The 22,581-nt window shown below is 54.2% G+C and carries 22 protein-coding genes and 2 tRNA genes; 18 read left to right on the top strand and 6 right to left on the bottom strand.

The window, feature by feature from the left end:
* The first annotated feature begins 8 nt into the window (after positions 1-8).
* Positions 9-494 carry a type 3 dihydrofolate reductase gene (gene folA / locus VSS37_RS15380; RefSeq protein ID WP_324696625.1) on the top strand — a complete coding sequence of 162 codons (486 nt, stop codon included), beginning with the start codon at positions 9-11 and terminating at the stop codon, positions 492-494.
* Positions 495-514: 20 nt separating this feature from the next.
* Entirely contained in the window at positions 515-1,852 is a 1,338-nt protein-coding gene (locus tag VSS37_RS15385; protein WP_324696626.1) for a dihydroorotase, read from the top strand.
* A 9-nt stretch (positions 1,853-1,861) separates the two neighbouring features.
* On the opposite strand, the gene VSS37_RS15390 is transcribed toward VSS37_RS15385, so the two are convergent.
* Entirely contained in the window at positions 1,862-2,758 is an 897-nt protein-coding gene (locus VSS37_RS15390; protein WP_324696627.1) for a formylglycine-generating enzyme family protein, read from the bottom strand.
* A gap of 133 nt (positions 2,759-2,891) precedes the next feature.
* Here VSS37_RS15390 and VSS37_RS15395 point away from each other — a divergent pair, with 133 nt between their 5' ends.
* The 6 genes from VSS37_RS15395 (at position 2,892) to VSS37_RS15420 (ending at position 9,497) form a co-directional block, all read left to right on the top strand.
* A complete protein-coding gene (locus VSS37_RS15395) occupies positions 2,892-3,074 on the top strand; it encodes a hypothetical protein (RefSeq protein WP_324696628.1) in 183 nt (60 codons plus the stop codon).
* 260 nt (positions 3,075-3,334) lie between these two features.
* The gene (gene pilV / locus VSS37_RS15400) at positions 3,335-3,916 is read left to right on the top strand and encodes a type IV pilus modification protein PilV (RefSeq protein WP_324696629.1); all 582 of its coding nucleotides are present in this window, start codon (positions 3,335-3,337) and stop codon (positions 3,914-3,916) included.
* Positions 3,917-3,925: 9 nt separating this feature from the next.
* Positions 3,926-4,792, top strand: coding sequence for a PilW family protein (locus VSS37_RS15405; protein ID WP_324696630.1), 867 nt, complete (start codon positions 3,926-3,928; stop codon positions 4,790-4,792).
* A gap of 9 nt (positions 4,793-4,801) precedes the next feature.
* Positions 4,802-5,308: a pilus assembly PilX family protein gene (locus VSS37_RS15410; protein WP_324696631.1), complete on the top strand. Its 507-nt coding sequence runs from the start codon at positions 4,802-4,804 to the stop codon at positions 5,306-5,308.
* Between the two features lie 12 nt (positions 5,309-5,320).
* Positions 5,321-5,785 (top strand): type IV pilin protein, encoded by a 465-nt coding sequence (locus tag VSS37_RS15415; protein ID WP_324696632.1) that lies wholly within the window; start codon positions 5,321-5,323, stop codon positions 5,783-5,785.
* On the top strand, positions 5,748-9,497 hold the full coding sequence (locus tag VSS37_RS15420) for a hypothetical protein (RefSeq protein WP_324696633.1): 3,750 nt from the start codon (positions 5,748-5,750) through the stop codon (positions 9,495-9,497). Before VSS37_RS15415 ends, VSS37_RS15420 begins: the two co-directional genes overlap by 38 nt.
* Here VSS37_RS15420 and prmC read toward each other — a convergent pair.
* From prmC to hemA, 3 genes are read right to left on the bottom strand one after another with little or no spacing between them, the layout of a single operon-like run.
* Positions 9,494-10,357, bottom strand: coding sequence for a peptide chain release factor N(5)-glutamine methyltransferase (gene prmC / locus VSS37_RS15425; RefSeq protein WP_324696634.1), 864 nt, complete (start codon positions 10,355-10,357; stop codon positions 9,494-9,496). The two genes, VSS37_RS15420 and prmC, sit on opposite strands and share 4 nt — an antisense overlap.
* Positions 10,350-11,429, bottom strand: coding sequence for a peptide chain release factor 1 (gene prfA, locus VSS37_RS15430; protein WP_324696635.1), 1,080 nt, complete (start codon positions 11,427-11,429; stop codon positions 10,350-10,352). The genes prmC and prfA overlap by 8 nt, the downstream gene beginning before the upstream one ends.
* A complete protein-coding gene (gene hemA / locus VSS37_RS15435; protein WP_324696637.1) occupies positions 11,426-12,706 on the bottom strand; it encodes a glutamyl-tRNA reductase in 1,281 nt (426 codons plus the stop codon). Before hemA ends, prfA begins: the two co-directional genes overlap by 4 nt.
* 148 nt (positions 12,707-12,854) lie before the next feature.
* Between hemA and VSS37_RS15440 the strand changes: the two genes are divergently transcribed.
* From VSS37_RS15440 to ychF, 9 genes are all read left to right on the top strand, one after another.
* Positions 12,855-14,573: a tetratricopeptide repeat protein gene (locus tag VSS37_RS15440; protein ID WP_324696638.1), complete on the top strand. Its 1,719-nt coding sequence runs from the start codon at positions 12,855-12,857 to the stop codon at positions 14,571-14,573.
* Positions 14,574-14,597: 24 nt separating this feature from the next.
* Positions 14,598-15,227, top strand: coding sequence for a lipoprotein insertase outer membrane protein LolB (gene lolB, locus VSS37_RS15445; protein WP_324696639.1), 630 nt, complete (start codon positions 14,598-14,600; stop codon positions 15,225-15,227).
* A complete protein-coding gene (gene ispE / locus VSS37_RS15450) occupies positions 15,227-16,069 on the top strand; it encodes a 4-(cytidine 5'-diphospho)-2-C-methyl-D-erythritol kinase (RefSeq protein WP_324696641.1) in 843 nt (280 codons plus the stop codon). Before lolB ends, ispE begins: the two co-directional genes overlap by 1 nt.
* Positions 16,070-16,088: 19 nt before the next feature.
* A tRNA-Gln gene (locus VSS37_RS15455) sits at positions 16,089-16,163 on the top strand.
* A 51-nt stretch (positions 16,164-16,214) separates the two neighbouring features.
* Positions 16,215-16,289: transfer RNA gene (locus tag VSS37_RS15460), tRNA-Gln, on the top strand.
* 28 nt (positions 16,290-16,317) lie between these two features.
* Positions 16,318-17,274: a ribose-phosphate pyrophosphokinase gene (locus VSS37_RS15465; protein WP_445971495.1), complete on the top strand. Its 957-nt coding sequence runs from the start codon at positions 16,318-16,320 to the stop codon at positions 17,272-17,274.
* Between the two features lie 73 nt (positions 17,275-17,347).
* Positions 17,348-17,920: a 50S ribosomal protein L25/general stress protein Ctc gene (locus tag VSS37_RS15470; RefSeq protein WP_324696644.1), complete on the top strand. Its 573-nt coding sequence runs from the start codon at positions 17,348-17,350 to the stop codon at positions 17,918-17,920.
* A gap of 11 nt (positions 17,921-17,931) precedes the next feature.
* A complete protein-coding gene (pth, locus tag VSS37_RS15475; RefSeq protein ID WP_324696645.1) occupies positions 17,932-18,507 on the top strand; it encodes an aminoacyl-tRNA hydrolase in 576 nt (191 codons plus the stop codon).
* 25 nt (positions 18,508-18,532) lie between these two features.
* Positions 18,533-19,624, top strand: coding sequence for a redox-regulated ATPase YchF (ychF, locus tag VSS37_RS15480; RefSeq protein ID WP_324696647.1), 1,092 nt, complete (start codon positions 18,533-18,535; stop codon positions 19,622-19,624).
* Positions 19,625-19,627: 3 nt separating this feature from the next.
* Here the strand turns inward: ychF and VSS37_RS15485 are convergent, their stop codons facing one another.
* Together VSS37_RS15485 and VSS37_RS15490 are read right to left on the bottom strand one after the other, a co-directional pair.
* Entirely contained in the window at positions 19,628-20,104 is a 477-nt protein-coding gene (locus VSS37_RS15485; protein WP_324696649.1) for a SixA phosphatase family protein, read from the bottom strand.
* Positions 20,105-20,140: 36 nt separating this feature from the next.
* On the bottom strand, positions 20,141-20,620 hold the full coding sequence (locus tag VSS37_RS15490) for a hypothetical protein (RefSeq protein WP_324696651.1): 480 nt from the start codon (positions 20,618-20,620) through the stop codon (positions 20,141-20,143).
* 252 nt (positions 20,621-20,872) lie between these two features.
* Here VSS37_RS15490 and VSS37_RS15495 point away from each other — a divergent pair, with 252 nt between their 5' ends.
* A complete protein-coding gene (locus tag VSS37_RS15495) occupies positions 20,873-22,447 on the top strand; it encodes an SUMF1/EgtB/PvdO family nonheme iron enzyme (protein ID WP_324696653.1) in 1,575 nt (524 codons plus the stop codon).
* Positions 22,448-22,581: the final 134 nt, after the last annotated feature.

Genomic DNA, 22,581 nt, shown 5'->3' on the forward strand with positions numbered 1-22,581 from the left:
TAGCATTGATGTTGTCTCTGATCGCCGCGATGGCGCACCAGCGGGTCATTGGTCAAGAAGGCAAGATGCCATGGCATATGCCAATCGACCTTGCATGGTTCAAACGCAACACGTTAGGTAAGCCTATTATTATGGGGCGAAAGACATGGGATTCCATTGGTTGTGCCCTGCCCGGTAGACGCACTTTGGTGCTTTCAGGCACTGCGGATTTTCGGCCTATTGGGGCTGAACGGGTCGCTTCACCTGAAGCTGCGTTAGCGGCGGTTTCAGGTGCTCCAGAAATCATGATTGCAGGCGGGGCGCAAGTATACCAATATTTTTTACCGCAGGCTGATCGTCTGTATTTAACCCTGATTGATGTTGCTTTGACGGGCGATACTTTTTTCCCCGACTATAATCAGGGTCAATGGCGTGAATCGGAGCGTATTGAGCATCCAGCCGACGCACAGAACCCCTATCCCTGTACATTTTTGATTCTTGAACGGGAATCCTGATTTCAAGGAGATTCTCTCCCATGAGTTCTTTATTGATTGTCAATGCAAATTTGGTTAATGAAGGGCGGGTCGTCAGTGCTGATGTATTGGTTCGTAAGGGGCGCATTGAGGCAATTGGGGCTAATTTATCAGCGTCAGGAGTCGAGGTGTTAGATGCCGCTGGACGTCACTTGTTCCCAGGGATGATCGACGATCAGGTGCATTTCCGTGAACCAGGCCTTACCCACAAGGGGGATATGGCGACGGAAAGCCGGGCGGCGGCGGCGGGTGGCATTACCAGTTTCATGGATATGCCGAACACCATCCCGAATACGTTGACTGCCGACATTCTGAATGCAAAAAAACAGCTGGCGGTAGGGCGTTCAGTGGGGAATTACGCTTTCTACCTGGGGGCATCCAACGACAATATTGAGGCGATCAAGGCACTGAACCCGCAAGATGCTTGTGGCGTAAAGGTTTTCATGGGGGCGTCTACTGGCAGTATGCTGGTTGATGATCCGGATGTGTTGGAGCAGATATTCACTTATTCGCCCATTCTGGTCGCAGCTCACTGTGAAGATACGCCGACCATTCTGGAAAATGAGGAGAGCTACCGCAGCATTTACGGTGACGATATCCCGTTTTCGCTCCATCCGACCATCCGCAGTGAGGAGGCATGCCACAAATCCTCTGCGTTGGCGGTGGAGTTGGCGAAACGTTGCAATACACGCCTGCATATCCTGCATGTTTCCACCGCACGGGAGGCTGAAATGCTTTCTGATGCTGCATTGGCTGATAAGCGGATTACAGGGGAGGCTTGCGTACATTTCCTGCACTTTTCTGATGAGGATTACGCTGGCAAAGGTGCGCTTATCAAGTGCAACCCCGCAATTAAAACAGCAGAGGATCGCGCCGGTATCATTCAAGCGTTGCTGGATGGGCGGCTGGATGTGATTGGCACCGATCATGCGCCACATACTTGGCAGGAAAAGCAAAACAGCAGTTATTTCAAAGCGCCTTCCGGTTTGCCGCTGGCGCAACACGCGCTGCAAACTGTGCTGGAGCACTATCAGGACGGTATTTTTACACTGGAGTTTATTGCTGAAAAAACCAGCCATGCTGTTGCGCAAATGTTCAATATCAAGGATCGCGGCTACATCCGGGAAGGGTACTGGGCCGATCTGGTATTGGTTGACGTGGATAAGCCCTTTCTCGCAAACCATGCCAATAGCCTGTCCAAATGTGGCTGGACGCCATTCGATGGCTACGAATTCCGCTCAAGCATTGCGGCCACCATCGTCAATGGGCAACTGGTGTGGAGGGATGGCTGTCTGCTGGATGTAACCCCAACTGGCATGGCGCTGGAATTCGACCGTTAGATGCCATTCCTATAATTCCCGCACAACCCGGAATCCCAGATTGGTGTCCATTTCATCCAGATAGCGTTTTTTCCGTGCGGCGCTTCTTGCCCGTTCCGCCGGGTCAAACCATGACCCACCTTTGGTGACGTACCAATACGGGTCTGCACCGATGGAAGGGCTACCGTCACGGTTGGCGTTCAGATGTGAACTGGTCCAATGGTCAGAAGTGAATTCCCACACATTGCCATGCATGTCATGCAGTCCCCAGGCATTGGGCGCATGCATGCCGACTTCGCTGGCTTTTGGGGTGGGAAAACAGCGCGGCAAGTACCAGCGGCGTTTTTCCTGCTGTTCCTTGTAGGGAAACAATGGGTTGAAGTGGATGTCCTTACAGCTTACATCCTCGCCTTGATGGAATGGCGTAGTGGTGCCTGCGCGGGCGGCGTATTCCCACTCCGCCTCGGTAGGTAGCCGGTAAGTCTGGCCAGTTTGCAGGCAAAGCCAAGCGAGGTAGAGTTTGACGTCTTCCATGCGCACATTGATAACCGGGTAACGGCCTTCATGCCAGATCAGTTCCGGACGCAGGAACCATTCCGTGTCCTTGCGAAAGTGTTTGAATTCTTCGCCTGTTATCGGGTACATGCTGATAGCAAAGGGGCGCTGGATCAAGGTAGGATGGCGGGGGGCTTCTTCCCGTCGGTGTCCCGTTTCGGTCGGCTCGGAACCCATTTCAAAACGTCCAGCTGGAATGATAGCCAGTTCAGGGCCGGATATTCCGGATTTCAGTGCATCGTGGAAAACAGGCGGCAAACCATGAGCCTCTGCTACGATCCGTTGTAACTGCATGATTTGTAAGCTGTTCAGTTCATCTACGAACATCAACTGGGGTTCGGGGGAGGGGAGTTCTGCTGTAGCCATACTCATCAGTACTGGTTAATATACTTAAATTCATGGATTATCCGTAATCCTAACAGAAATACAACACAGAAAATTTATTCTTGCACTATATTTAAACTGAGGGTTGATGCTAGTGTGGTCAGAAAAGGGGAATCTATAAATGAGTAGACGGATTTTTATGAGGGATAAAATGCAAGAGCGTAATGCAGCACAATTACTGCTAGATGGATTAATTATCTATAGCAAGGATTTAGGTGACTTAGGTAAGCAGTTGGAACGCCTGTTGCGTCAGCAGGGGGTGCGCTCGACTATGGATACGCTGTTTTCGATGAGGTTTCATTAAGCAATTCGCATCTATTCATGAACCATTATGGGATAGACAACGACCGTTAAGGTAATGCAATTACGTAATTGGTCATGAGTTGAGAGTTTTTACCCCGGTATAGCCGGGGTTTTTTTATGGTCAATTATTTAGCTCATTACCGCTGATGCGTCAAATATTGCAGCTTATCACTATAATTTGTATTATTTATTCATAGATTCTCATTTTCGGTATAATGGGTCTAACTTGGCTCCATAATCATAATTCTAACAGGTGGCGTTATGCCGATACGTTTACAGATTCCTCGTAAGCAGGCCGGTCTGAGTCTGCTGGAAGTATTAATCGCCACGGTTGTATTGTCTGCCGGACTGTTAGGGCTTGCTGGCTTACAAATCGCCAGCATGAAAACAACCCATAATTCCTATCAAATGCAGCAAGCGACTTGGCTGGTGCATGATTTGCTGGAGAGAATGCGCTCCAATAAACAGGAACTCTTTCGCATGACGACAGGTTCTGGACCTGTCCCGGCCTCTGCCTACCTACTGGCTAATCCACAAACTTCCTCCGATTATTGTGGTAATGGGTTAGCCAAGAATTGTTCTACAGATACAGACTGCACTGGGGTTCAGGTAGCGACTTATGACTTGCATAACATCATGTGCGGCGATGGTCTGGGCAGCGGTGTCAATAATGTTCTGATGGGGGGGCAGTTGCAGGTAACCTGCCCAACTGGCGATTGCCATGGAGGGGTGCAAGTCAATCTGCAGTGGAATGAACGGAACGCCACCAAGAAAGGGGGGGACTTTGATGGTGATGCTGATGGTGTGGAAGCGTTCAATATCAGGTTGATGGCCACCATTTAGGGATGCGATATGAAAATCTACAATAAACAACGGGGTTTATCATTAATTGAACTGATGATTGCCATGATGGTCAGTCTGGTGTTGGTTGCGGGGGTTGGAACTGTATATCTCAGCAGCAAGCGTAATTATCAGACTCGCGACCAGCTTTCCATGATGGATGAAAACGCGCGCGTGGCCTTGAATGCCCTCAGCAAGCACCTTGAACATGCTGGTTACGCCACGCCTTCCAAATTGCCTTTGGAGTCAATCGGCGGCTATTTTTATGTTAATGGTGATCCCGATCCTGTTGCGGGCGGATGTGGCACCGTTCAGGCAAGGGCTTTGACTGCCCTTAAACAAAGTTCTACTCAAGATGCCCTTAATCGTTATGGTGATGCGGTAAGCATTCGCTTTATAGGTGATCAAACACTGTTTACCGATGTATTGAGTGGAGTCCTGCCTTCTGCTTGTTTTGAGGGTTCTCCAAGTTTGCAAGATTCACTGATTTATAACGCTTTCCATGTCGATGATGATGGGGCAAGCCGCGACTCTGCAGGGAGTTTGATACCAATCCTATACGGTGTAGGCTCCAATACCAACCAGTACAAAAGACCCATTGTAAATGGTATTGAAAATATCCAATTCATGTACGGGGTGGATGTTAATGCGGATGGCGCAGTAGACAAATATGTCAACGCCACGAATGTGGGGGCGGGGGAATGGCAACGTATCATCAGCATCAAGGTTGGCCTGTTGGTCAGATCCATTGACCCGGTTTTACCAGCCCCAGAAGCGCATTCCTATCAGGTGCTGGATGTGACCCAGACCCTTAATGACCGGTATCAGCGGTCAGTGTACACAGCCGTCATTCATTTGCGTAATGTAGTGAGTAATTAAGGTGACAGGATGGCAACGATAACCAGAAAAAACCAACGTGGATCAGTCCTGTTATGGGGCATGGTAATTTTGCTGACCCTGACTGTGATTGGTTTTGCAGCTACCCGTATGGCGTCAGTGGACAATAAGATCGCTGGCAACCAGATGATGTACATGTTGACCTTTGAAGGGGCGGACACCATGCTCCGCAGGTCAATCAGCCTGTATAACGTGATGCAGACGGCACAATCCGGAACCTCTCCATCTGAATACAGCAAGGATAAAGTCAAGGTGCTGCAATTATCCAACTTCGCCGAGAACATCAGTGGCATCAATGCGGCAGGCCAAACTGCGATGGGCGAGGAAGAAGGCTGCCCCCCGTTGAAAGGTGTGGCGATGACGACAGAAATGACACCGGATGCAGGTGGGATTGCCTGCCGGGTGTTTACAACCGACGCCAGTGCGTCACTGACGGGAACTGGAGCGCGCAGCAGGCATTCAGAAGGTGTGTTGAAACCAGTGCCAAAAGTCCACTAAGAGGCAATAACAGTGAAAATAAAAAAACAGTATCAAGGGTTTACCTTAATTGAATTGATGATCACGGTAGCAATCATCGGGATTTTGTCGGCAATCGCTTACCCCAATTACACCGCCTATGTGCAGAAAAGCAGGCGGGCGGATGCCCAAGTGGCGTTAATGGAAATTACGCAGCGCCAGGAAAGCTACTTTCTGCGCAATTACAGCTACGCCAAGGATCTGGCGCAATTGGGGTATCCGTCTATCAGCAATGATGGCCAATATACGCTTTCCGAAACACCAACGCCTGGTGGGTGTGGGGGCGTCAACACCTCGCCTTGCAATTCATATGTACTGAGTGCAACGCCTGCAACATCAAGCCCTCAGCATAATGATGCAGCTTGTCAGGCCATGACGCTGGACAATCGTGGCGCGAAACGCGGCGGTGTGGACGCTGCGCATGCCGCTGCTGATACCGCCCAAACCTGTTGGAAATAAACCATCGGCGGCGCATAGCGCCACTAACCTGAATTACAAAAATAATGCCATGAAAAAAATATGTTGTAGCCTGCGGTGGCTGTTGTTGTCCGCCCCCCTGTTATTCAGCCCGGTATTGATGGCGGATGAGACCGAAATCTATTTTGCCGACAAAAGCGGCGAAGTGGCTCCGAATGTCCTGTTCCTGATCGATGTATCCGGCAGTATGAAGACAGTTGTGCCTGGGGATCCAACCAACAGGTCGCGCTTGCAAGTGCTGAAGGATTCTTTCAGTGAGGTCATGGATTCAGCTCCTGCCAATTTGAACATCGGCCTGATGCACTACGCCAATCATGGTTTGGCAGCAAACGATCCTTACTGGTGGAACTCAATCAAGGGGGTGAATTTCCCGGTGACTTTGGCGGATGAATACGTGACGCCGCTGATTGCCCCATACAAGAGTTCTGACAATCTGCCAGATCCCGCTTCCAGCAGTACGACGGTGAGGCAATTCCTCGCCAGTATTGTCAATAATTGGAATGCGGAAGGTTATACGCCCATTGTCGATTCATTGTATGAAGCTTCCCGCTATTTTCGGGGTGACGCGGTTGGCTGGGGGCTCGATTCGCCTTCCATCTCCTGGGCATCCCATCCTCTGACCTATGATGGCGCTTCCTTGAATTGCAAAGCTTCCCATGAGGTGGAATGTGTCAATACGTTTGGGGAGTGCAATGGCAATATTGTGCAGAATAGTTGTGTTACTCGCCCCTATCATTGGGTGGGTAATGAATACCCTAATCGGGACAAGTATTGCATTATGGATAGTGACGGCTATTGTGACGCCGACGTGGAAATATGTAGCCAGAAAGTGTGTGATAACTTTACAGGATCAGCACAATACAAATCGCCGATCAAGTATGCTTGTCAGGCGAACTATCTGGTGCTGATGTCGGATGGCAAGCCGGAATACCCGTATGATGGCAGCGAAGACAGCTTAGAACATGATGGCACAGGCTACTACCCACCTTCCTCCAAACGCTATTTGGGTTCGCGCGGTTTTGGTGATTTCACGAATTCAATCAAGCCAGAGATAAAAAATGAAAGGGTGGAGGATTATATCGGCGTTGCCAATTGTGCGAATGCCCCCAATGGGTATAACAGCGGCACCTGTGGGCCGGAATTGACCCATTGGCTGGCGAATACCGATCAAAGCGCAACGCTGTCGGGTGACCAAAAAGTCGAAACCTATGCTGTGGCGTTCGCCATGGCGGATGAGCCAACAGGCACGGCTTATATGAAAAGCTTGGTTACGGCAGAGAACGGCTTTTTCCCTGCCAATAGCGCCGCTGACTTATCCAACGCGTTCCAATCCATCCTCAACTCTGTTGAGAAGACGTCCTCATCTTTCAGCTCGCCAACCTATGCCGTCGATGAAAACACTATGTTGGCGAATAGCGATGATGTTTATATTCCGATGTTTAACCGCGACACTAAACCGACTTGGCCAGGTAATCTGAAGAAGTTCAAACGCAAGCAGTTCACCCAGACCGATGGTACGGTTGCCAGCAAGATTGTGGATAAAAATGGCAGTGTGGCGGTCAATGAAAAAGGCGAGCTTGTGGATGGCGCTTATGATTTCTGGGGCGTCGCCGCCAGCGGCAATGATGTCGCCACTGGCGGTGCCGCCAGCAGGCTGCCAAACCCGGTAGACCGCAACCTCTATACTGATGTTGGCAATTCACTGGATCTAACCGTCGCCGCCAACAAATTGGACGCCAGCAACGCCAATATCACCAGCACCATGTTGGCAGGCACTTATATCACGAAAAATAGCTTGCAGGATTGGTGGATGGGGACTAGCGACGGTATCAGCTGCTTGGGCAAGTATATAGATTGTAATGGAGTGTCCCATACTGTGCAGGGCATTCCGGGCAATAATTCCGGGTGCGTCAATATCAAGGAAGTGACCACCTGTCCGCTGTCCAGCAGCAGCATCAGCAGTGATGAGCGCACAGCCCTGCTGAATTTTGTGCGCGGAAAAAATCCTGACGGCACGCTTCGTCAGCATATGGGCGACATTCTGAACTCCAAGCCGCTGGTGGTTGATTACGGTACCCAACAGCGTATTTTTGCTGCCACCAATGAAGGTTACCTGCATTCCATTGACGCTGAAAGCGGAGAGGAGAAGTGGGGTTTCATGCCCAGTAGTTTGCTGGATAATATCAAGACCTTCTTTGACAATAAGCCGTCAGAGGATCATGTTTATGGCATTGATGGCCCAGTGACGCTCTGGAATTACGACAAAAATATGGATGGCGTCATCAAGGCCACCGACGGTGACAAGCGGGTGCTGTACTTTGGCCTGCGCCGGGGGGGGAATGTTTATTATGCCATTGACATCACATCGCCCGACAATCCGATGATTTTGTGGAAAAAAGAAAACGTGGTCGGCATTGATGATGGGCCGTGGGACACATTGGGGGAAACTTGGTCAAAGCCTGCCCTGGCAAAAATGCGCGTTGGCAGCAACAGCAGCAGTGAACTGAAGAATGTGCTGGTGTTTGGCGCAGGTTATGATTCGGCCAAGGACAATCAGATTCCTTATAAATCAGGTGATAATTTGAGCCGACAGCCTGACACGTTGGGGCGTGACGTCATGATTGTGGATGCGCTTACAGGCGAACTGCTTTGGGATTTGCAACGCGATTTGTTTAACAACAGCGCATCCAGTAATCCAGTCAAGGACAGTGTGCCGGGCGACATCCGTGTGTTGGATATGGATCGCAATGGCGCGCTTGACCGGCTGTACTTTGCCGATACCGGCGGCAATTTGTGGCGCGTGGATATGGATCATGACCTGCGTGACACGGATTCCAGCATGTATGACTATAAGGACGCCATACTGACCAAAATCGCCGCATTAGGCACGGATGGTGATTATGGTACGGATACCCGCAAGTTTTTCTACGAACCGGATGTCGCCATGATGCAGTACAACGGCAAGGTGCTGATGACCATTGCGTTGGGGAGCGGTTACCGCACCCATCCGCTCAACACCAATACCAAAGACCGTTTCTATGTCATCATGGACCCTAACGTCTATAACGAGCCGCCGACAGGGCCGACAGGTTTCACCACGGTCAAGAACTCTGATTTGGTCAATGCACGTACCAATATCGGCGATGCAGGCGGTTTTGCCAGCGCTGAGGACAGCCTGTTGAATGGCAGTCACAAGGGTTGGTACTACGCGTTTGACAATGTCGGTGAAAAAGTGTTGGCTCCGGCCGTGTCATTCCTTAACAAGGTTGTCTTCACCACCTTCGCGCCAGTGGATGAAAATGGCAAGTCTGCTTCTGGTGACCCCTGTGAAGTGCCGCCCAACAGCGCCCGCGCTTATGTGCTTGACCTGTTCACGGGTAAGGCGGTCGCCAATCTTGACCGCAGTACGGATGACAGCAAGGATGATTTCGTGGTGGCTGGGGTCAATGAAATCCTGGACGCCGCCAAGATTGTCTTCCGCATGCCGACCGCCAAAGATGGGACGGACTGTAAAGAGGGTGATTGCAAGCAAACGGTCGAAATCCGGGTTGGCAAGATGCAACTGCCGGTCATGGATGATTCCAACAGTGACAACAGCAATACCGGCAGCAGTGTGGAAGACATTGCCGGTAAGACGGATCTGTCTGACATCCTGCCGCGCATTTTCTGGCGCGACAATGATGTGTCCGACTAAACAGCCAGCCACTGCCCCAGGCTGACCCGGTCGTTGCCTGCCAAATCCGGCAGGCAACGCACTGCCTGGAAACCCGCCGAGCACAATAATCCTGTCACCGCCAACCCCTGGTTATAACCGTGCTCCAGCAGCAGCCATCCGCCGTTTGCCAGCCATTGCGGCGCATCCTGGATGATCCGGCGTATGTCATGCAAGCCATCGTCGCCAGAAACCAGCGCCCCCGGCGGCTCAAAGCGGACATCGCCTTGCGCCAGATGTGGATCCTGAACCTCAATATAGGGCGGGTTGGAAACAATCAGGTCGAAACGCTGGGCGGGCAGGGCATCAAACCAGTCTGAGAGGATGAATTGCACATTGCGGATGGCGTGGGCTTGGGCGTTTTCTTTCGCCACTGCAAGGGCGGTAGGGAAAATGTCGGCGGCAATGATGTGCAAGGCAGGAACTTCACAAGCCAAGGCCAGCGCAATCGCGCCTGTGCCGGTGCCCAAATCCAGCACCACCTGTTTGCCCGCCAGTTTTGTCAGCGCCGTTTCGACCAACAGTTCAGTTTCCGGGCGGGGGATCAGGGTGTCGGGCGTGACCTTCAGGTTCAGCGTCCAAAATTCGCGGAAGCCCGTCAGGTGCGCCACGGGAACGCCCCGTTCCCTCGCGTCAACCAAACGGGTGAATTCAGCGGCAAGGGTTTGCCCCACTTCCTTTTCAGGCCAGGTGAACAGGTAACTGCGCGGCTTTTGCAGGCAATGTGCCAGCAATATTTCAGCATCCGCCCGTGCCGATGGCGAGGTTGATGCCAACCGCTCACTGGCTGCCGTCAGCAGTTGCCGGAGATTTTGCTGTTTGCCCTCGACCGTTTCATTCATCCGCCAACGCCGCCAGTTGGTCTGCCTGGTATTCGTTGATCAACGGTTCAATCACCTGGTCTAAGCTGCCCGCAATGATTTCATCCAGTTTGTACAGCGTCAGGTTGATGCGGTGGTCAGTCACGCGCCCTTGCGGGAAGTTATAGGTGCGGATGCGCTCGGAACGGTCGCCGGAACCGACCAGCAAGCGCCGGGCAGCCGCCTGTTCATTGGCCTGCTTCTGCTGCTCAATTTCGAAGATGCGGGATTGGAGCAAGCCCATCGCCTTGGCGCGGTTCTTGTGCTGGGAGCGTTCGTCTTGGCATTCGACCACGATGCCGGTAGGGAGGTGGGTGATGCGGATGGCGGATTCGGTCTTGTTGACGTGCTGGCCGCCAGCGCCGGATGCGCGGTAGGTGTCGACCTTCAGGTCTGCCGGGTTGATGTCCACGGCTTCCACTTCATCAATTTCTGGCAGGATGGCGACCGTGGCGGCGGAAGTGTGGATGCGCCCTTGCGATTCGGTGGCGGGGACGCGCTGCACCCGGTGGGCACCGGATTCAAATTTCAGCCGTGAATAGGCACCCTGGCCGATGATGCGGGTGATGATCTCCTTGTAGCCGCCGTGTTCACCTTCGTTCTGGCTGATGATTTCGATCTGCCAGCGGCGGCTTTCGGCGTAGCGGGAGTACATGCGGAACAGGTCGCCCGCGAAAATGGCGGCCTCATCGCCGCCGGTGCCTGCGCGGACTTCCAGAAACACGTTGCTGCCGTCATGCGGGTCTGTGGGCAGCAGCAGTTTTTGAAGTTCGATGGCGAGTGCGGCGCGGCGGTTTCGGGTTACGTCGATTTCTTCCTCCGCCATGGCGCGCATTTCTGGGTCGGCCAGCATTTCTTGGGCGGTTTCGAGGTCGGCGGCGGTTTGCTGGTAGGCATGGAAGCCTTGCGCCACCGGCTCCAATTGGCTGTATTCAATCGACAGTTTGCGGAACTGCGCCTGGTTGCCGATAACGTCCGCTTCGCCCAGCAAGGCGGCAATTTCGGCGTAACGTTCGCTCAAGGTTTCGAGTTTTTGCAGGATGGATGCTTTCACAGGTGTTTGCCGTTGTTGTCGGTTGCAGGGGAGGGCAGGTTGAGCAGGATTTTGGCGTGTTGCAGCAGGGCGTGGTCGCCATTGCTGGCGGCGTGGCGCATGGCTTGGGTGGCGTCATGCGACAGTTTGTTGGCCAGGGTATGGGCAAGGAATTGCAGCGCCTCTTCCGGGCTTTTGCCGTTATGCAGCAGGCTTAACGCCTTGTCAAAGACTTCCTGGCGGATGTTCTCGGTGCGGGCACGATAGTCGCGGATGGTGGCCATGTGGTCTTGCGCACGCAACCAGGACATGAAGCTGACGACTTCCTCCACCACCATGCTTTCCGCCTGCTCGGCGGCGGCGCGGCGGGATTGCAAGTTTTCTTCGATCACCGATTGCAGGTCGTCGACCGTATACAGGTAGACATCATCCAGGTTGCTGACTTCCTGCTCAATATCACGCGGCACCGCAATGTCGACCATGAACATGGGGCGGTGTTTACGGATTTTCAGGGCGCGTTCCACCGCTCCCTTGCCCAGGATAGGGACGGGTGACGCAGTGGAGGAAATCACGATGTCAGCCTGCGGCAGGTGTTCGGCGAGATCCTGCAAGCCGATGCCTTTGCCCCCGTAGTTGGCCGCCAGTTTCTGCGCCTTGTCCAGGCTGCGGTTGGCGACCATGACATGGCCGATGCCGTTGGCGGCCAAGTGCTTGCCAACCAGCTCGATGGTTTCACCGGCACCGATCAGCAAGGCGGTCTGTTTTTCCAGTTTGCTGAAAATCTGTTTGGCTAGGCTGACAGCGGCGAAGGCGACTGAAATCGGGTTGGCACCGATGCTGGTTTGGGTGCGCACTTTTTTGGCCGTTGAGAAGGCATGTTGCATCAGCCGGTTCAGTTGGCTGCCGGTGACGGCGTTGTCGCTGGCGGCTTGCAGGGCGGATTTCAGCTGGCCGAGAATCTGTGGTTCGCCCAGCACCAATGAATCCAGCCCGCAAGCGACGCGCAAGGCGTGGCGGACGGCGTCCTCCTGCTGGTGGACATACAGGTAAGGCTTTAAGTGGGTGGTTGCTATATTGTGCCAGCCCGCCAGCCATTCCATCAGGGTGTCCACAGGTTGTTGCTGATGGCTGGCGACATAGATTTCAGTGCGGTTGCAGGTGGACAGGATGAGGTTCTCTTGTACTATCTGATGGACAGAATGCAGGGCTTGAGGCATGCTTTCAGGCGAGAAGGAAACCTTTTCCCGGATGGAGACTGGAGCAGTTTTGTGATTGACCCCAACGATCAGGATGGACATTCGGCGCTATTCCAACGGATACATTTCGTTTTCAGAACCGCGAATTTTCTGATACGTTATGGGCGATTACAAGGTAATTCGCTGAATATATCCTTAAAAGAGCTGACAACGTAAACATTAATGGTATTGCAGAATACCGGAGAACCACATGCAAAGCACACGCTTGCCACGCCGGTTTATCAGCCTTGCCCTCACAATCCTGATTGGCGGGTGCGCCTTGGGGAGCAACACCTTTGCTGGCCAGCAAACCAGTAATGTCGCCACCTTCAGCAGCCCACTCAGCTACCAAATCTACAATATTTTGGCGGCGGAAATGTTCATCAGGCAAGGCAACCCAGGGCAGGCCGCCCTGCACTATGCCGCCGCCGCGCAACAGTCGGACGACCCGGCGCTCGCCAAACGCGCGGTGGAGCTGGCACTTGATGCAAACGACAACGCCTTGGCAGCGCGGGCGCTGGAACGCTGGATTGAGTTGGATCCAAATTCGCCGGAAGCCTTGCAACACCGGGCGATCAATAACCTGCGCGGTGAAAAATATGACGCTGCGGTCAAGGATTTGGTCAAAGTCCGGGATAACGTGGAAAAAACAGAAGGGCATGGTTTTGAATTCATCGTTTCCCTATTGGCGTTGGAGCCTGATACTGGAAAATCCTACCAGACATTCAAACACTATGTGCAAACAGTCGACAGCTCGCCACGCGCGCAACTTGCCCTAGCCACACTGGCGATCAATTCCGACCAGTTTGAAGATGGCTTGAAGGCAGCCAAAGCCGCCAAACAGGCAGGGGACAAGGCGCAACAGACGCAGGCTTCCCGCCTGATCGCCAAAGCGTTGGTGGGGATGGACAAACTTGCCGAAGCGGTGACGGAACTGGAAACCGCCTCCAAGTCCAGTGAGGATATTGACCTTGAGCTGGATTATGCACGCATGCTGATCTTGGCTGACCGTCGTGCTGACGCAACCCCGATATACAAACAGCTTTACACCAGCCATCCTGAGAATATCGACATCCTTTACACGCTGGGCCTGTTGTATCTGGAGCAAAAGGAATATGCACTGGCAGAACCGTTGATCAAAAAATTGATGAATATTCCTGAGCGGGTCAACGAAGCCAGCTATTTCATGGGGCAAATCCAGGAGGGGCAGAAGCGACCCCAGGATGCCATTGAAACCTACAAAAAAGCCATGGAAGGCAATTATGCCCGTGAAGCCACTACCCGCATTGCGGCTTTGCTGGTGGAGACTGAAAGCCTGGATGCCGCCCGCCAATGGCTGGCCGGACAAATGCAGGCTGCCACCCTCGACAGCCGGAAATCACTGTTGTGGCAAGTGGATGGGCATTTGCTGCATGAAAAGGGGCGTTATAAGGATGCCATCGCCAGTTTCGACAAGGCGCTTGCCCTGAAACCGGACGATTTCGACACATTGTATGCGCGCGCGCTCAGTGCCGAAAAATCCGGTGATTTTGCTGCGGCTGAGGCCAATCTGCGTGCATTGCTTAAACAGCAGCCGGATAATCCCACCGTGCTGAACGCTTTGGGCTATATGTTGGCGGTTAACACGCAGCGCTACCCGGAAGCGGAAGAAATGGTCAGCAAGGCGTTGAAAGCACATCCGGACGATCCGGCGATCATGGACAGCATGGGCTGGATCCTATTTCGCACGGGTAAATTGGCGGAGGCGGAAAGCATGCTGCAGAAGGCCTATAATCTGTTGCAGGATCCGGAAATCGCAGGCCATTTGGTTGAAGTCCTGTCAGAAGGCGGCAAGAAAGCGGAAGCCAAAACCATTCTGGATGCCATGCTGGCCAAGTATCCAGAAGATGAACGTCTGGTCAGGATCAAGGAAAAACTGGTCGGTTTATAATCCCCAATTCCCAGGAAAAACAACATGAAACAATGGATGCCAGTAATTGGCTGTTGCTTGCTTACGCTTGGCGGATGCGCCTCCCAGAACCAACCCCGGCATACCACTGAGGTCGCTTCACCCGCTGCGGAATCAGCCTGGCGGCAGCGGCAGGCCGATTTTGCCCGCATGAGCGCTTGGCGTTTGCAGGGCAAGGTCGGGGTGCAATTCAAGGAGCAAAGCGCTTCTTTCAATATGTCCTGGCTACAAAATGGCAACGATGGGTATGAAATGAATATCAAAAACCCCTTGACCGGCTCCATTGTGGCTTATCTCAAAGGCAACGCTTCAGAAGTGACCTTGCAAACCAATGGCAAAACCTATAAGGACGCCAGTGCTGAACGCCTGTTGCAAGGGCAATTGGGGGTTTCCCTGCCGCTCGACGGGATGAAATATTGGGTGCGTGGTGTGCCGGAACCGGATGCGCCAGTGCAGCAGGTCAAGCTGGATGCGCAAGGCAGGCCGGAAGTCCTGCAACAATCCGGCTGGCTGGTGGAATATAACGGTTGGCAGGGTAATGACTGGAAAGCGTTGCCGGAAAAAATCAACCTGAGCCGTGCGCCGGACAACACCAAGGTCAAGGTGATCGCAAAAGATTGGCGGACACGCTATTGATGCGGACACTGGCACTACCGGCCCCGGCCAAACTTAATCTGTTCCTGCACATTACTGGCAGGCGTGCGGATGGTTATCATCTGCTGCAAACGTTGTTCATTTTTCTCGATTTCAGCGATGAGATCACCCTTGATGTGCGGGACGATGGTGTCATCCACCGGGTTGCCGAGGTGGCGGGTGTGCCGGAAGCGGCCGACCTTGCCGTGCGGGCGGCCCGCTTGTTGCAGCAGGAAAGCGGAAGTGGGTTGGGTGCTGACATCCAGGTGAACAAAAAAATTCCGCTGGGTGGTGGTTTGGGCGGGGGCAGTTCAGATGCCGCCACCGTATTGCAAGGGCTGAACCGTTTGTGGGGATGCGGCCTGGATGATGAAGCCCTGGCGGCGTTGGGGTTGCAGTTGGGGGCGGATGTGCCGGTATTTGTGCATGGCCATGCCGCTTGGGCGGAGGGGGTCGGCGAAATATTAACACCCGTGGATACACCGGAAAAATGGTACGTTGTTATCCATCCACGAACGCATGTGCCTACGGCCGAACTTTTTTCTGCACCAGACTTGACACGTGATTGCCCGCCCATTACATTAGCCCGCTTCCATGACGGGCAAGGTGCTAATGTCTTCCAGCCGGTGGTGGAAAAGCGTTATCCGGAAGTCACCAAAGCCATAGGCTGGTTGTCCCGGTACGCAGAAGCGAGATTGACCGGCTCTGGAAGTTGCTTGTTTGCATCTGTCAAAAATCGGCCGGAAGGTGAGGATATCCTGCAAAACTTACCTTCTGAATGGTTTGGTTTTGCTGCCCGAGGGGTTACAATATCGCCTCTCAGGCAAAGACTGGTAGTAATATAATCAGTTGTGTTGTTTCAGCAGGGCTGTCGCCAAGCGGTAAGGCACTGGATTTTGATTCCAGCATACCCAGGTTCGAATCCTGGCAGCCCTGCCATTATGCCGGACAATTGCAAGTTTATTTGCTTCAAGTTGAAAGTTTTTCAGCAGGGCTGTCGCCAAGCGGTAAGGCACTGGATTCTGATTCCAGCATCCCTAGGTTCGAATCCTAGCAGCCCTGCCATTTCCTCCCAACTCAATGCGGAAGTGTCATGTCTGACGATAGAATGATGGTGTTTACGGGCAACGCAAACCCGGAACTCGCCCACAAAGTCGTCGATCACCTCGGTATCCCCTTAGGCAAAATCAAGGCTGAGCGCTTCAGTGATGGTGAAGTGCATGTCGAGCTGCTGGAAAACGTGCGTGGTCGGGATGTGTTCATAGTGCAATCCACCTGCTCGCCAACCAATGATAACCTGATGGAATTGTTGATCGTTGCTGACGCGCTCTACCGGGCCTCGGCGGGGCGGATTACTGCTGTCATCCCTTATTATGGTTATGCGCGTCAGGATCGCCGGGTGCGTTCACGGCGCGTGCCGATTTCGGCCAAACTGGTGGCGGACATGATTTCCACCGGGCATGTTGACCGTGTGCTGACGATTGATCTGCATTCCGATCAGGTGCAGGGCTTTTTTGACCTGCCGGTTGACAATATTTATGCATCCGGGGTGTTGCTGAACGATATCCTGAGTAAAGATTTGCCGGATTTGATGGTGGTGTCGCCGGATGTCGGTGGTGTGGTGCGTGCCCGGGCGCTGGCGAAAGGTTTGGGCGATGCGGATCTGGCGATTATCGACAAGCGCCGTCCGGAACCCAACAAGTCCGAGATCATGAACATTATCGGCAATGTGGCAGAGCGCCATTGCATCCTGATTGATGACCTGATCGATACCGGCGGCACACTGTGCAATGCGGCGGTGGCGTTGAAGGAGCATGGCGCCTTGAGCGTCAGGGCCTACGCCAGTCATGCTGTATTTTCCGGTAAAGCGGTCAGCAATATCGAAAATTCCGCATTGGATGAGGTGGTGGTCACCGACACGATTCCGTTGAGTGAAAGCGCGCGCAAATGTGATAAGATTCGCCAGCTTTCAGTCGCTGGTGTGCTGGCGAAAACGATTTTACGCATCAATCAGGATGAGTCAGTCAGCTCCCTGTTTGAAGGCTTGTAAGTAACTCCCGTCCGCGGGTTTTGTCAGGCTGGGTCTGGTCGCGGATTCCGGCCATTTATTTCGGAGAAACAACATGTCAAAAAAATACGTTCTGCAAGCGCAGCTACGTGAAATGCAGGGCAAGGGTGCGAGCCGCCGCCTGCGCAGGGAAAATCTGGTTCCCGCCATCATTTACGGCGCGGCTCAGGATGCCAAGTCCATCACGTTGCGCCACAATGAAATGGTGCGCAACTTGCAGGATGAAGCGTTTTATTCCCAGATCATTACCGTTGATTTCGGTGATCATCAAGAGCGGGCTATCCTGCGTGACCTGCAACGCCATCCTTCCAAGCCTGTCGTGATGCACGTCGACCTGCAACGCATCAGTGACGACCAGGAAATCCGCATCCATGTTGCGCTGCATTTCATCAATGAAGACATTTCCAAAGGTGTAAAAGAGCAGGGTGCTGCCATCAGCCATGTGGTTGCCGAGGTTGAAGTTTCCTGTTTGCCGAAGAACCTGCCTGAGTACATCGAAGTGGATATGGTCGAGATGGAAAAAGGCCAGATTCTGCACCTGTCAGACCTGAAATTGCCGGAAGGCGTCAGCCTGCCAGCTTTGGCGCTGGGCGAAGACCACGACTCGGCTGTTGCCTCCTGCCACTAAGGCGGTGAAGGATGGGAACCCCGATACGCCTCATCGCAGGTTTGGGCAACCCCGGCAGCCAGTATGACAAAACCCGGCACAATGCCGGGTTTTGGTTTGTTGACGAACTGGCGAGGCGTTATTCCGGCCAGTTTGCCGCTGAGAAGCGTTTTTCTGGCGAAGCCTGCAAGTTGCAGGTCGGCGGCAACGCTGTCTGGCTGCTCAAGCCGATGACCTTCATGAACCGTAGTGGATTGGCGGTGCGGCAACTGGCCGATTTCTACCGTATTCCGCTGGAACAGATATTGGTGGCGCATGATGAGCTGGACATTCCGGCAGGCGATGTGCGCTTGAAGCAAGGCGGCGGTCACGGTGGCCACAATGGGTTGCGCGATTGCCATGCCCATTTGGGCGCGGATTACTGGCGCTTGCGCTTGGGGATCGGGCATCCCGGCGACCGTAACAAAGTGGTGGATTATGTGTTGTCGCGCCCTTCGCAGGATGATGAAATTGTCATTTTGCGGGCGATTGACGCTGCCGCCGACCAGATTGGACTGATTTTGCAGGGTGAGATGCAAAAGGCCATGCAGGCATTGCACACCCGCTAATTTTGAGACACAAGGTACTGACATCATGGGATTCAAGTGCGGAATTGTTGGGTTGCCGAATGTGGGCAAATCCACCCTGTTCAACGCCCTCACCAAAGCGGGCATCCAGGCGGCGAACTACCCGTTCTGTACGATTGAGCCAAATGTCGGCATCGTTCCCATGCCTGACCCACGGCTGGATGCGTTGGCAGCCATCGTCAAGCCGGAGCGGATAGTGCCGACCACGATGGAGTTCGTCGACATCGCTGGGCTGGTGGCGGGCGCGTCGCAGGGCGAGGGGCTGGGCAACAAGTTTCTCGCCCACATCCGCGAAACTGACGCCATTGCCCAGGTGGTGCGCTGCTTTGAGAATGACGACATCGTGCATGTGGCGGGCAAGATTGACCCGGCCTCCGATATTGAGACCATCAACACTGAGCTGGTGCTGGCTGACCTGGAAACCGCTGAAAAGGCCGTCAACCGTCTGGCCCGCGCCGCCAAGTCCGGCGACAAGGAAACGGTGGCGCAGAAAAATATGGCGGAGCGCATGTACCAGCATTTATCCGCAGGCAATTCCGCCCGCTCGCTGGCTTTGTCAGCGGAAGAACGCCTGCTGCTGCGTGATTTGCACTTGATCACCATCAAGCCGCTGATGTTCATCGCCAATGTCAGCGAGGACGGCTTCGAGAACAACCCTTTCCTGGATACCGTACATGAAATCGCCGCCCGTGAAGGCGCGGAAGTGGTGCCGGTGTGCGCGGCCATCGAGGAAGAGCTTTCCCAACTGGAAGATACTGAACGTGATGAGTTTCTGGAAAGCATGGGCTTGCACGAACCAGGGCTGAACCGGGTGATCCGCGCCGGGTATTCGCTGCTGGGCTTGCAGACCTACTTCACGGCGGGGGTGAAGGAAGTGCGGGCGTGGACTATCCGCAAGAACGCGACGGCGCCGCAGGCCGCAGGCGTGATCCATACCGATTTCGAACGCGGCTTTATCCGGGCGCAAACCATTGCCTATGATGATTTCATCGCCTGCAAGGGTGAGCAGGGTGCCAAGGAAGCCGGAAAAATGCGGGCGGAAGGCAAGGATTACATCGTCAAGGATGGCGACGTGCTGAACTTCCTGTTCAACGTTTAGGCTTCATTTCATCAGGCTGTTGGGGATGCCCCACAGCAGCTCACCACCCTGAAAATCCGTCTCCAGGCGGATCAGGGACGCCTTTTTGACCTGCACGATAGGTTTCCGGCTACCCAGCAGCAGGGAGATGAGCTCGGAAAAATCCGGTTCATGACCGACCAGCCAGATGTCATCCTGGCCGCTGCCCGCCAGCTTTTCCAGTTCTTCCCGCATGGTCTCCGCATCTGCCCCTGCCAGCCAGCCAACGGTTTGCGGTGGTGGGCAGCCGCGCAGCTTATGCTGGAACACTTGCGCCGTTTCTTGCGCCCGCGCTAGCGGACTGCACAGCAGATAAGCGGGGAGCAGCCTATGCCTGCTGCAAAAGTCAGCGGCGCGCTCGGCTTGGCGCTTGCCTTTCCCTATCAACTGACGGGCTGCGTCGGGGATGGGCAACAGGCGGTCTTGCGCCGTGGCGTGGCGTAAAAAGGTCAATGTCGTCATGTGGTTTGCCATAGGTCATCCGTAACCGACTAATTTTCAATCCGCCAGTTCAAGCAACACCAGATCTTCCTCCACCCCGGCCATTTCCCCCAGCATGCCGGTGTAGCGGCGCAAGGCTGTCTGCAATCCGGCGAGTTCCTGGCGGAATTCGGCGCGTTGGGCGGAATCGGCAAAGCCACCGGATAAGGATATTTTGTGCCACTTGGCGGTGAAGGGGCGGATGATCTGGTTCAGCACCACAATCGCCAGCTTGGTGAATTGCAGGCAGCCGCGCCCGTGCTGTTTGATGATGGCACGGGTGGTGGGGAACAGGGAATGGATGCTGTCCAACGCGGCTTTTTCGTCGCCATCCCCGGCGGGCAGTGCCTGGGTGGTGATGCGGGTCAGCAGTTCGACATACATTTCCCAGGCGGCATCACGGTCACCGTCGTGGAATTCCAGTGTGACTTGTAGAAATTTTGCATTGATTTGCAGGTTCTGCATCTTCCATTTTTTCAGCCAGTCGAGCCAGAGCATGGGGGTAGTCCTGTGTTGTTGGTCATACCGCAGAGGATAACGCAAGTTGCCGTGATGGGGCAGCCATTGCATGCGCTACGCCCTCTATCAGTTCCCAATGCCCATCTTCAGGCCATTTGCAGTAATCGGCGTAGGTGAACCGTTCTGGTAATTTTTCCGCTGCGCCCATTGTCATGCTCCTGTATGTTTTTCCATTGCACCGGTGTCAACCATAGCATGTTCCGGTAGGGGGGGCATCCGGCGTGGGCTGGCATGGCCTGTCCAACAGGCGTTACTGGTAAGGAAGCAATCACGCCGAATATCATTTATCATCCGTCTATCGGGGATTATCCACCAGTGACCAGCATGTACGACATTTTCTTGAGCTATTCAACCCAAGACCGTGGGCGGCTGCGCCCGCTGTTTGACGCTTTGGCGCAACAGGGTTGGTCGGTGTTTTGGGATCATCAATCCATCCACACCGGGGAAAATTGGCACCGCAAGATTGATGAATCCATCAATAACAGCCGCTGTGTGGTGGTGGTGTGGTCAAAGCAGTCGGTGCAGTCAGAATGGGTGCTGGAAGAGGCCAGCAAGGGCAAGGCCCGCAATGTGCTGCTGCCTATCAAGATTGACGGGATTGAGCCGCCATTTGGGTTTGCCCTGCGGCAAACCGGGGATTTCACCCGCTGGAATGGCAAGCCTGACCACCCCGCCTTTATCGAGTTGGCGGCGCAGATTTACAGCTTGTTGGGGGCGGGCGGAAACCGGCCACCACCGTTGCCGCCGCCCCCATCCCGTGTCGGCTTGTGGGTCACGGGGTTGGTTGCTGTCTCTGCGGTTGGCGGATATGTTTACACCCAGCGGCAACCTGAGCATTCCGCCCCTCCCCCGGTTGTATCAGTGCCTGTCGCCGAACCGGTGGCACCAAATCCTGCGCCTGCACCTCCCCCGGCAACCAAACCTGAGCCTGCGGCAGCGAAGGCCCAATCGCCGCTGGAGCCGGAGATGGTTCCGATCCCCGCAGGCAGCTTTACGATGGGCTGTGACGGTAAACGCGACGATGTGGAGGGTGGCTGTGAAGATGATGAAAAGCCCGCCCATAAAGTCACGCTCGCCGCCTTCAAACTGGCGAAAACCGAAGTGACCGTCGCCCAGTTCCGCGCCTTTGCCGATGCGACAGGTTATCGAACCACGGCTGAGACGGCGGGTTCCTGTTATTCGCTGGATGAAAAAGGTGCATGGGGAGAAGTAAAGGGCAATTCGTGGCGCAAGCTGGGTTTCCAACAGACGGACAATGACCCGGTCGCCTGCGTCAGTTGGGATGACGCCCAGAAATACCTGGAATGGCTGAATGGCGAAATCAAGCCAGAAAAGCCATACCGTCTCCCGACAGAAGCGGAGTGGGAATATGCGGCGCGGGGGGATCAGTCGAAGGGGGATAAGGAAGGGGCGTTTCCTTGGGGGCAAAAGGGTTCGGATGGTTGCAGCTTTGCGAACATGGCGGATCAGGCAGCCAAGGAAAAATATCCTGACTGGACATGGGTGACAAGTTGTAATGACGGCTATATTTATACTGCGCCGGTGGGCAGTTTCAAGCCTGATGGTTATGGTCTTTATGACATGCAGGGCAATGTCTGGGAATGGGTACAGGATCGGTATGCAGATGATTATTATAAGTCTTCCCCTGCAAGTGCCCCGCAGGGGCCGGGTTCAGGCTCTGCCCGCGTGATTCGCGGTGGCTCGTGGGGCTTCGGACCGTGGTTCGTGCGTTCCGCTTACCGCTTCAGGAACTCGCCAGATTTCCGGGACTTCAACGTGGGATTCCGGCTTTCCCAAGGTCAATAGGTCGCCGGGAGGCGCAGGCGCGGGCAGCGTAGCGGGACGTAGGTGGGCATTGCTTGCTCATGACGACGGTTTCCTCCCGGCCAAAACCAATCCACTAGCCATCAGCCCCAACGCAAAAAAGCCCAGGACCAACG

Source organism: Candidatus Thiothrix phosphatis, assembly GCF_035668035.1.
Classification (GTDB): Bacteria; Pseudomonadota; Gammaproteobacteria; order Thiotrichales; family Thiotrichaceae; genus Thiothrix; species Thiothrix phosphatis.

Bases quoted from the DNA above. Each gene is read 5' to 3' on its own strand.
- VSS37_RS15465 (WP_445971495.1), top strand. From the start codon at position 16,318: ATGTCTGACGATAGAATGATGGTGTTTACGGGCAACGCAAACCCGGAA.
- pth (WP_324696645.1), top strand. From the start codon at position 17,932: ATGGGAACCCCGATACGCCTCATCGCAGGTTTGGGCAACCCCGGCAGC.
- VSS37_RS15485 (WP_324696649.1), bottom strand. From the start codon at position 20,104: ATGACGACATTGACCTTTTTACGCCACGCCACGGCGCAAGACCGCCTG.
- ychF (WP_324696647.1), top strand. From the start codon at position 18,533: ATGGGATTCAAGTGCGGAATTGTTGGGTTGCCGAATGTGGGCAAATCC.
- pilV (WP_324696629.1), top strand. From the start codon at position 3,335: ATGCCGATACGTTTACAGATTCCTCGTAAGCAGGCCGGTCTGAGTCTG.
- VSS37_RS15440 (WP_324696638.1), top strand. From the start codon at position 12,855: ATGCAAAGCACACGCTTGCCACGCCGGTTTATCAGCCTTGCCCTCACA.
- lolB (WP_324696639.1), top strand. From the start codon at position 14,598: ATGAAACAATGGATGCCAGTAATTGGCTGTTGCTTGCTTACGCTTGGC.
- VSS37_RS15470 (WP_324696644.1), top strand. From the start codon at position 17,348: ATGTCAAAAAAATACGTTCTGCAAGCGCAGCTACGTGAAATGCAGGGC.
- VSS37_RS15420 (WP_324696633.1), top strand. From the start codon at position 5,748: ATGCCGCTGCTGATACCGCCCAAACCTGTTGGAAATAAACCATCGGCG.
- ispE (WP_324696641.1), top strand. From the start codon at position 15,227: ATGCGGACACTGGCACTACCGGCCCCGGCCAAACTTAATCTGTTCCTG.
- VSS37_RS15495 (WP_324696653.1), top strand. From the start codon at position 20,873: ATGGCCTGTCCAACAGGCGTTACTGGTAAGGAAGCAATCACGCCGAAT.
- hemA (WP_324696637.1), bottom strand. From the start codon at position 12,706: ATGTCCATCCTGATCGTTGGGGTCAATCACAAAACTGCTCCAGTCTCC.
- VSS37_RS15395 (WP_324696628.1), top strand. From the start codon at position 2,892: ATGAGTAGACGGATTTTTATGAGGGATAAAATGCAAGAGCGTAATGCA.
- VSS37_RS15490 (WP_324696651.1), bottom strand. From the start codon at position 20,620: ATGCTCTGGCTCGACTGGCTGAAAAAATGGAAGATGCAGAACCTGCAA.
- VSS37_RS15410 (WP_324696631.1), top strand. From the start codon at position 4,802: ATGGCAACGATAACCAGAAAAAACCAACGTGGATCAGTCCTGTTATGG.
- VSS37_RS15390 (WP_324696627.1), bottom strand. From the start codon at position 2,758: ATGAGTATGGCTACAGCAGAACTCCCCTCCCCCGAACCCCAGTTGATG.
- folA (WP_324696625.1), top strand. From the start codon at position 9: ATGTTGTCTCTGATCGCCGCGATGGCGCACCAGCGGGTCATTGGTCAA.
- VSS37_RS15405 (WP_324696630.1), top strand. From the start codon at position 3,926: ATGAAAATCTACAATAAACAACGGGGTTTATCATTAATTGAACTGATG.
- VSS37_RS15385 (WP_324696626.1), top strand. From the start codon at position 515: ATGAGTTCTTTATTGATTGTCAATGCAAATTTGGTTAATGAAGGGCGG.
- prmC (WP_324696634.1), bottom strand. From the start codon at position 10,357: ATGAATGAAACGGTCGAGGGCAAACAGCAAAATCTCCGGCAACTGCTG.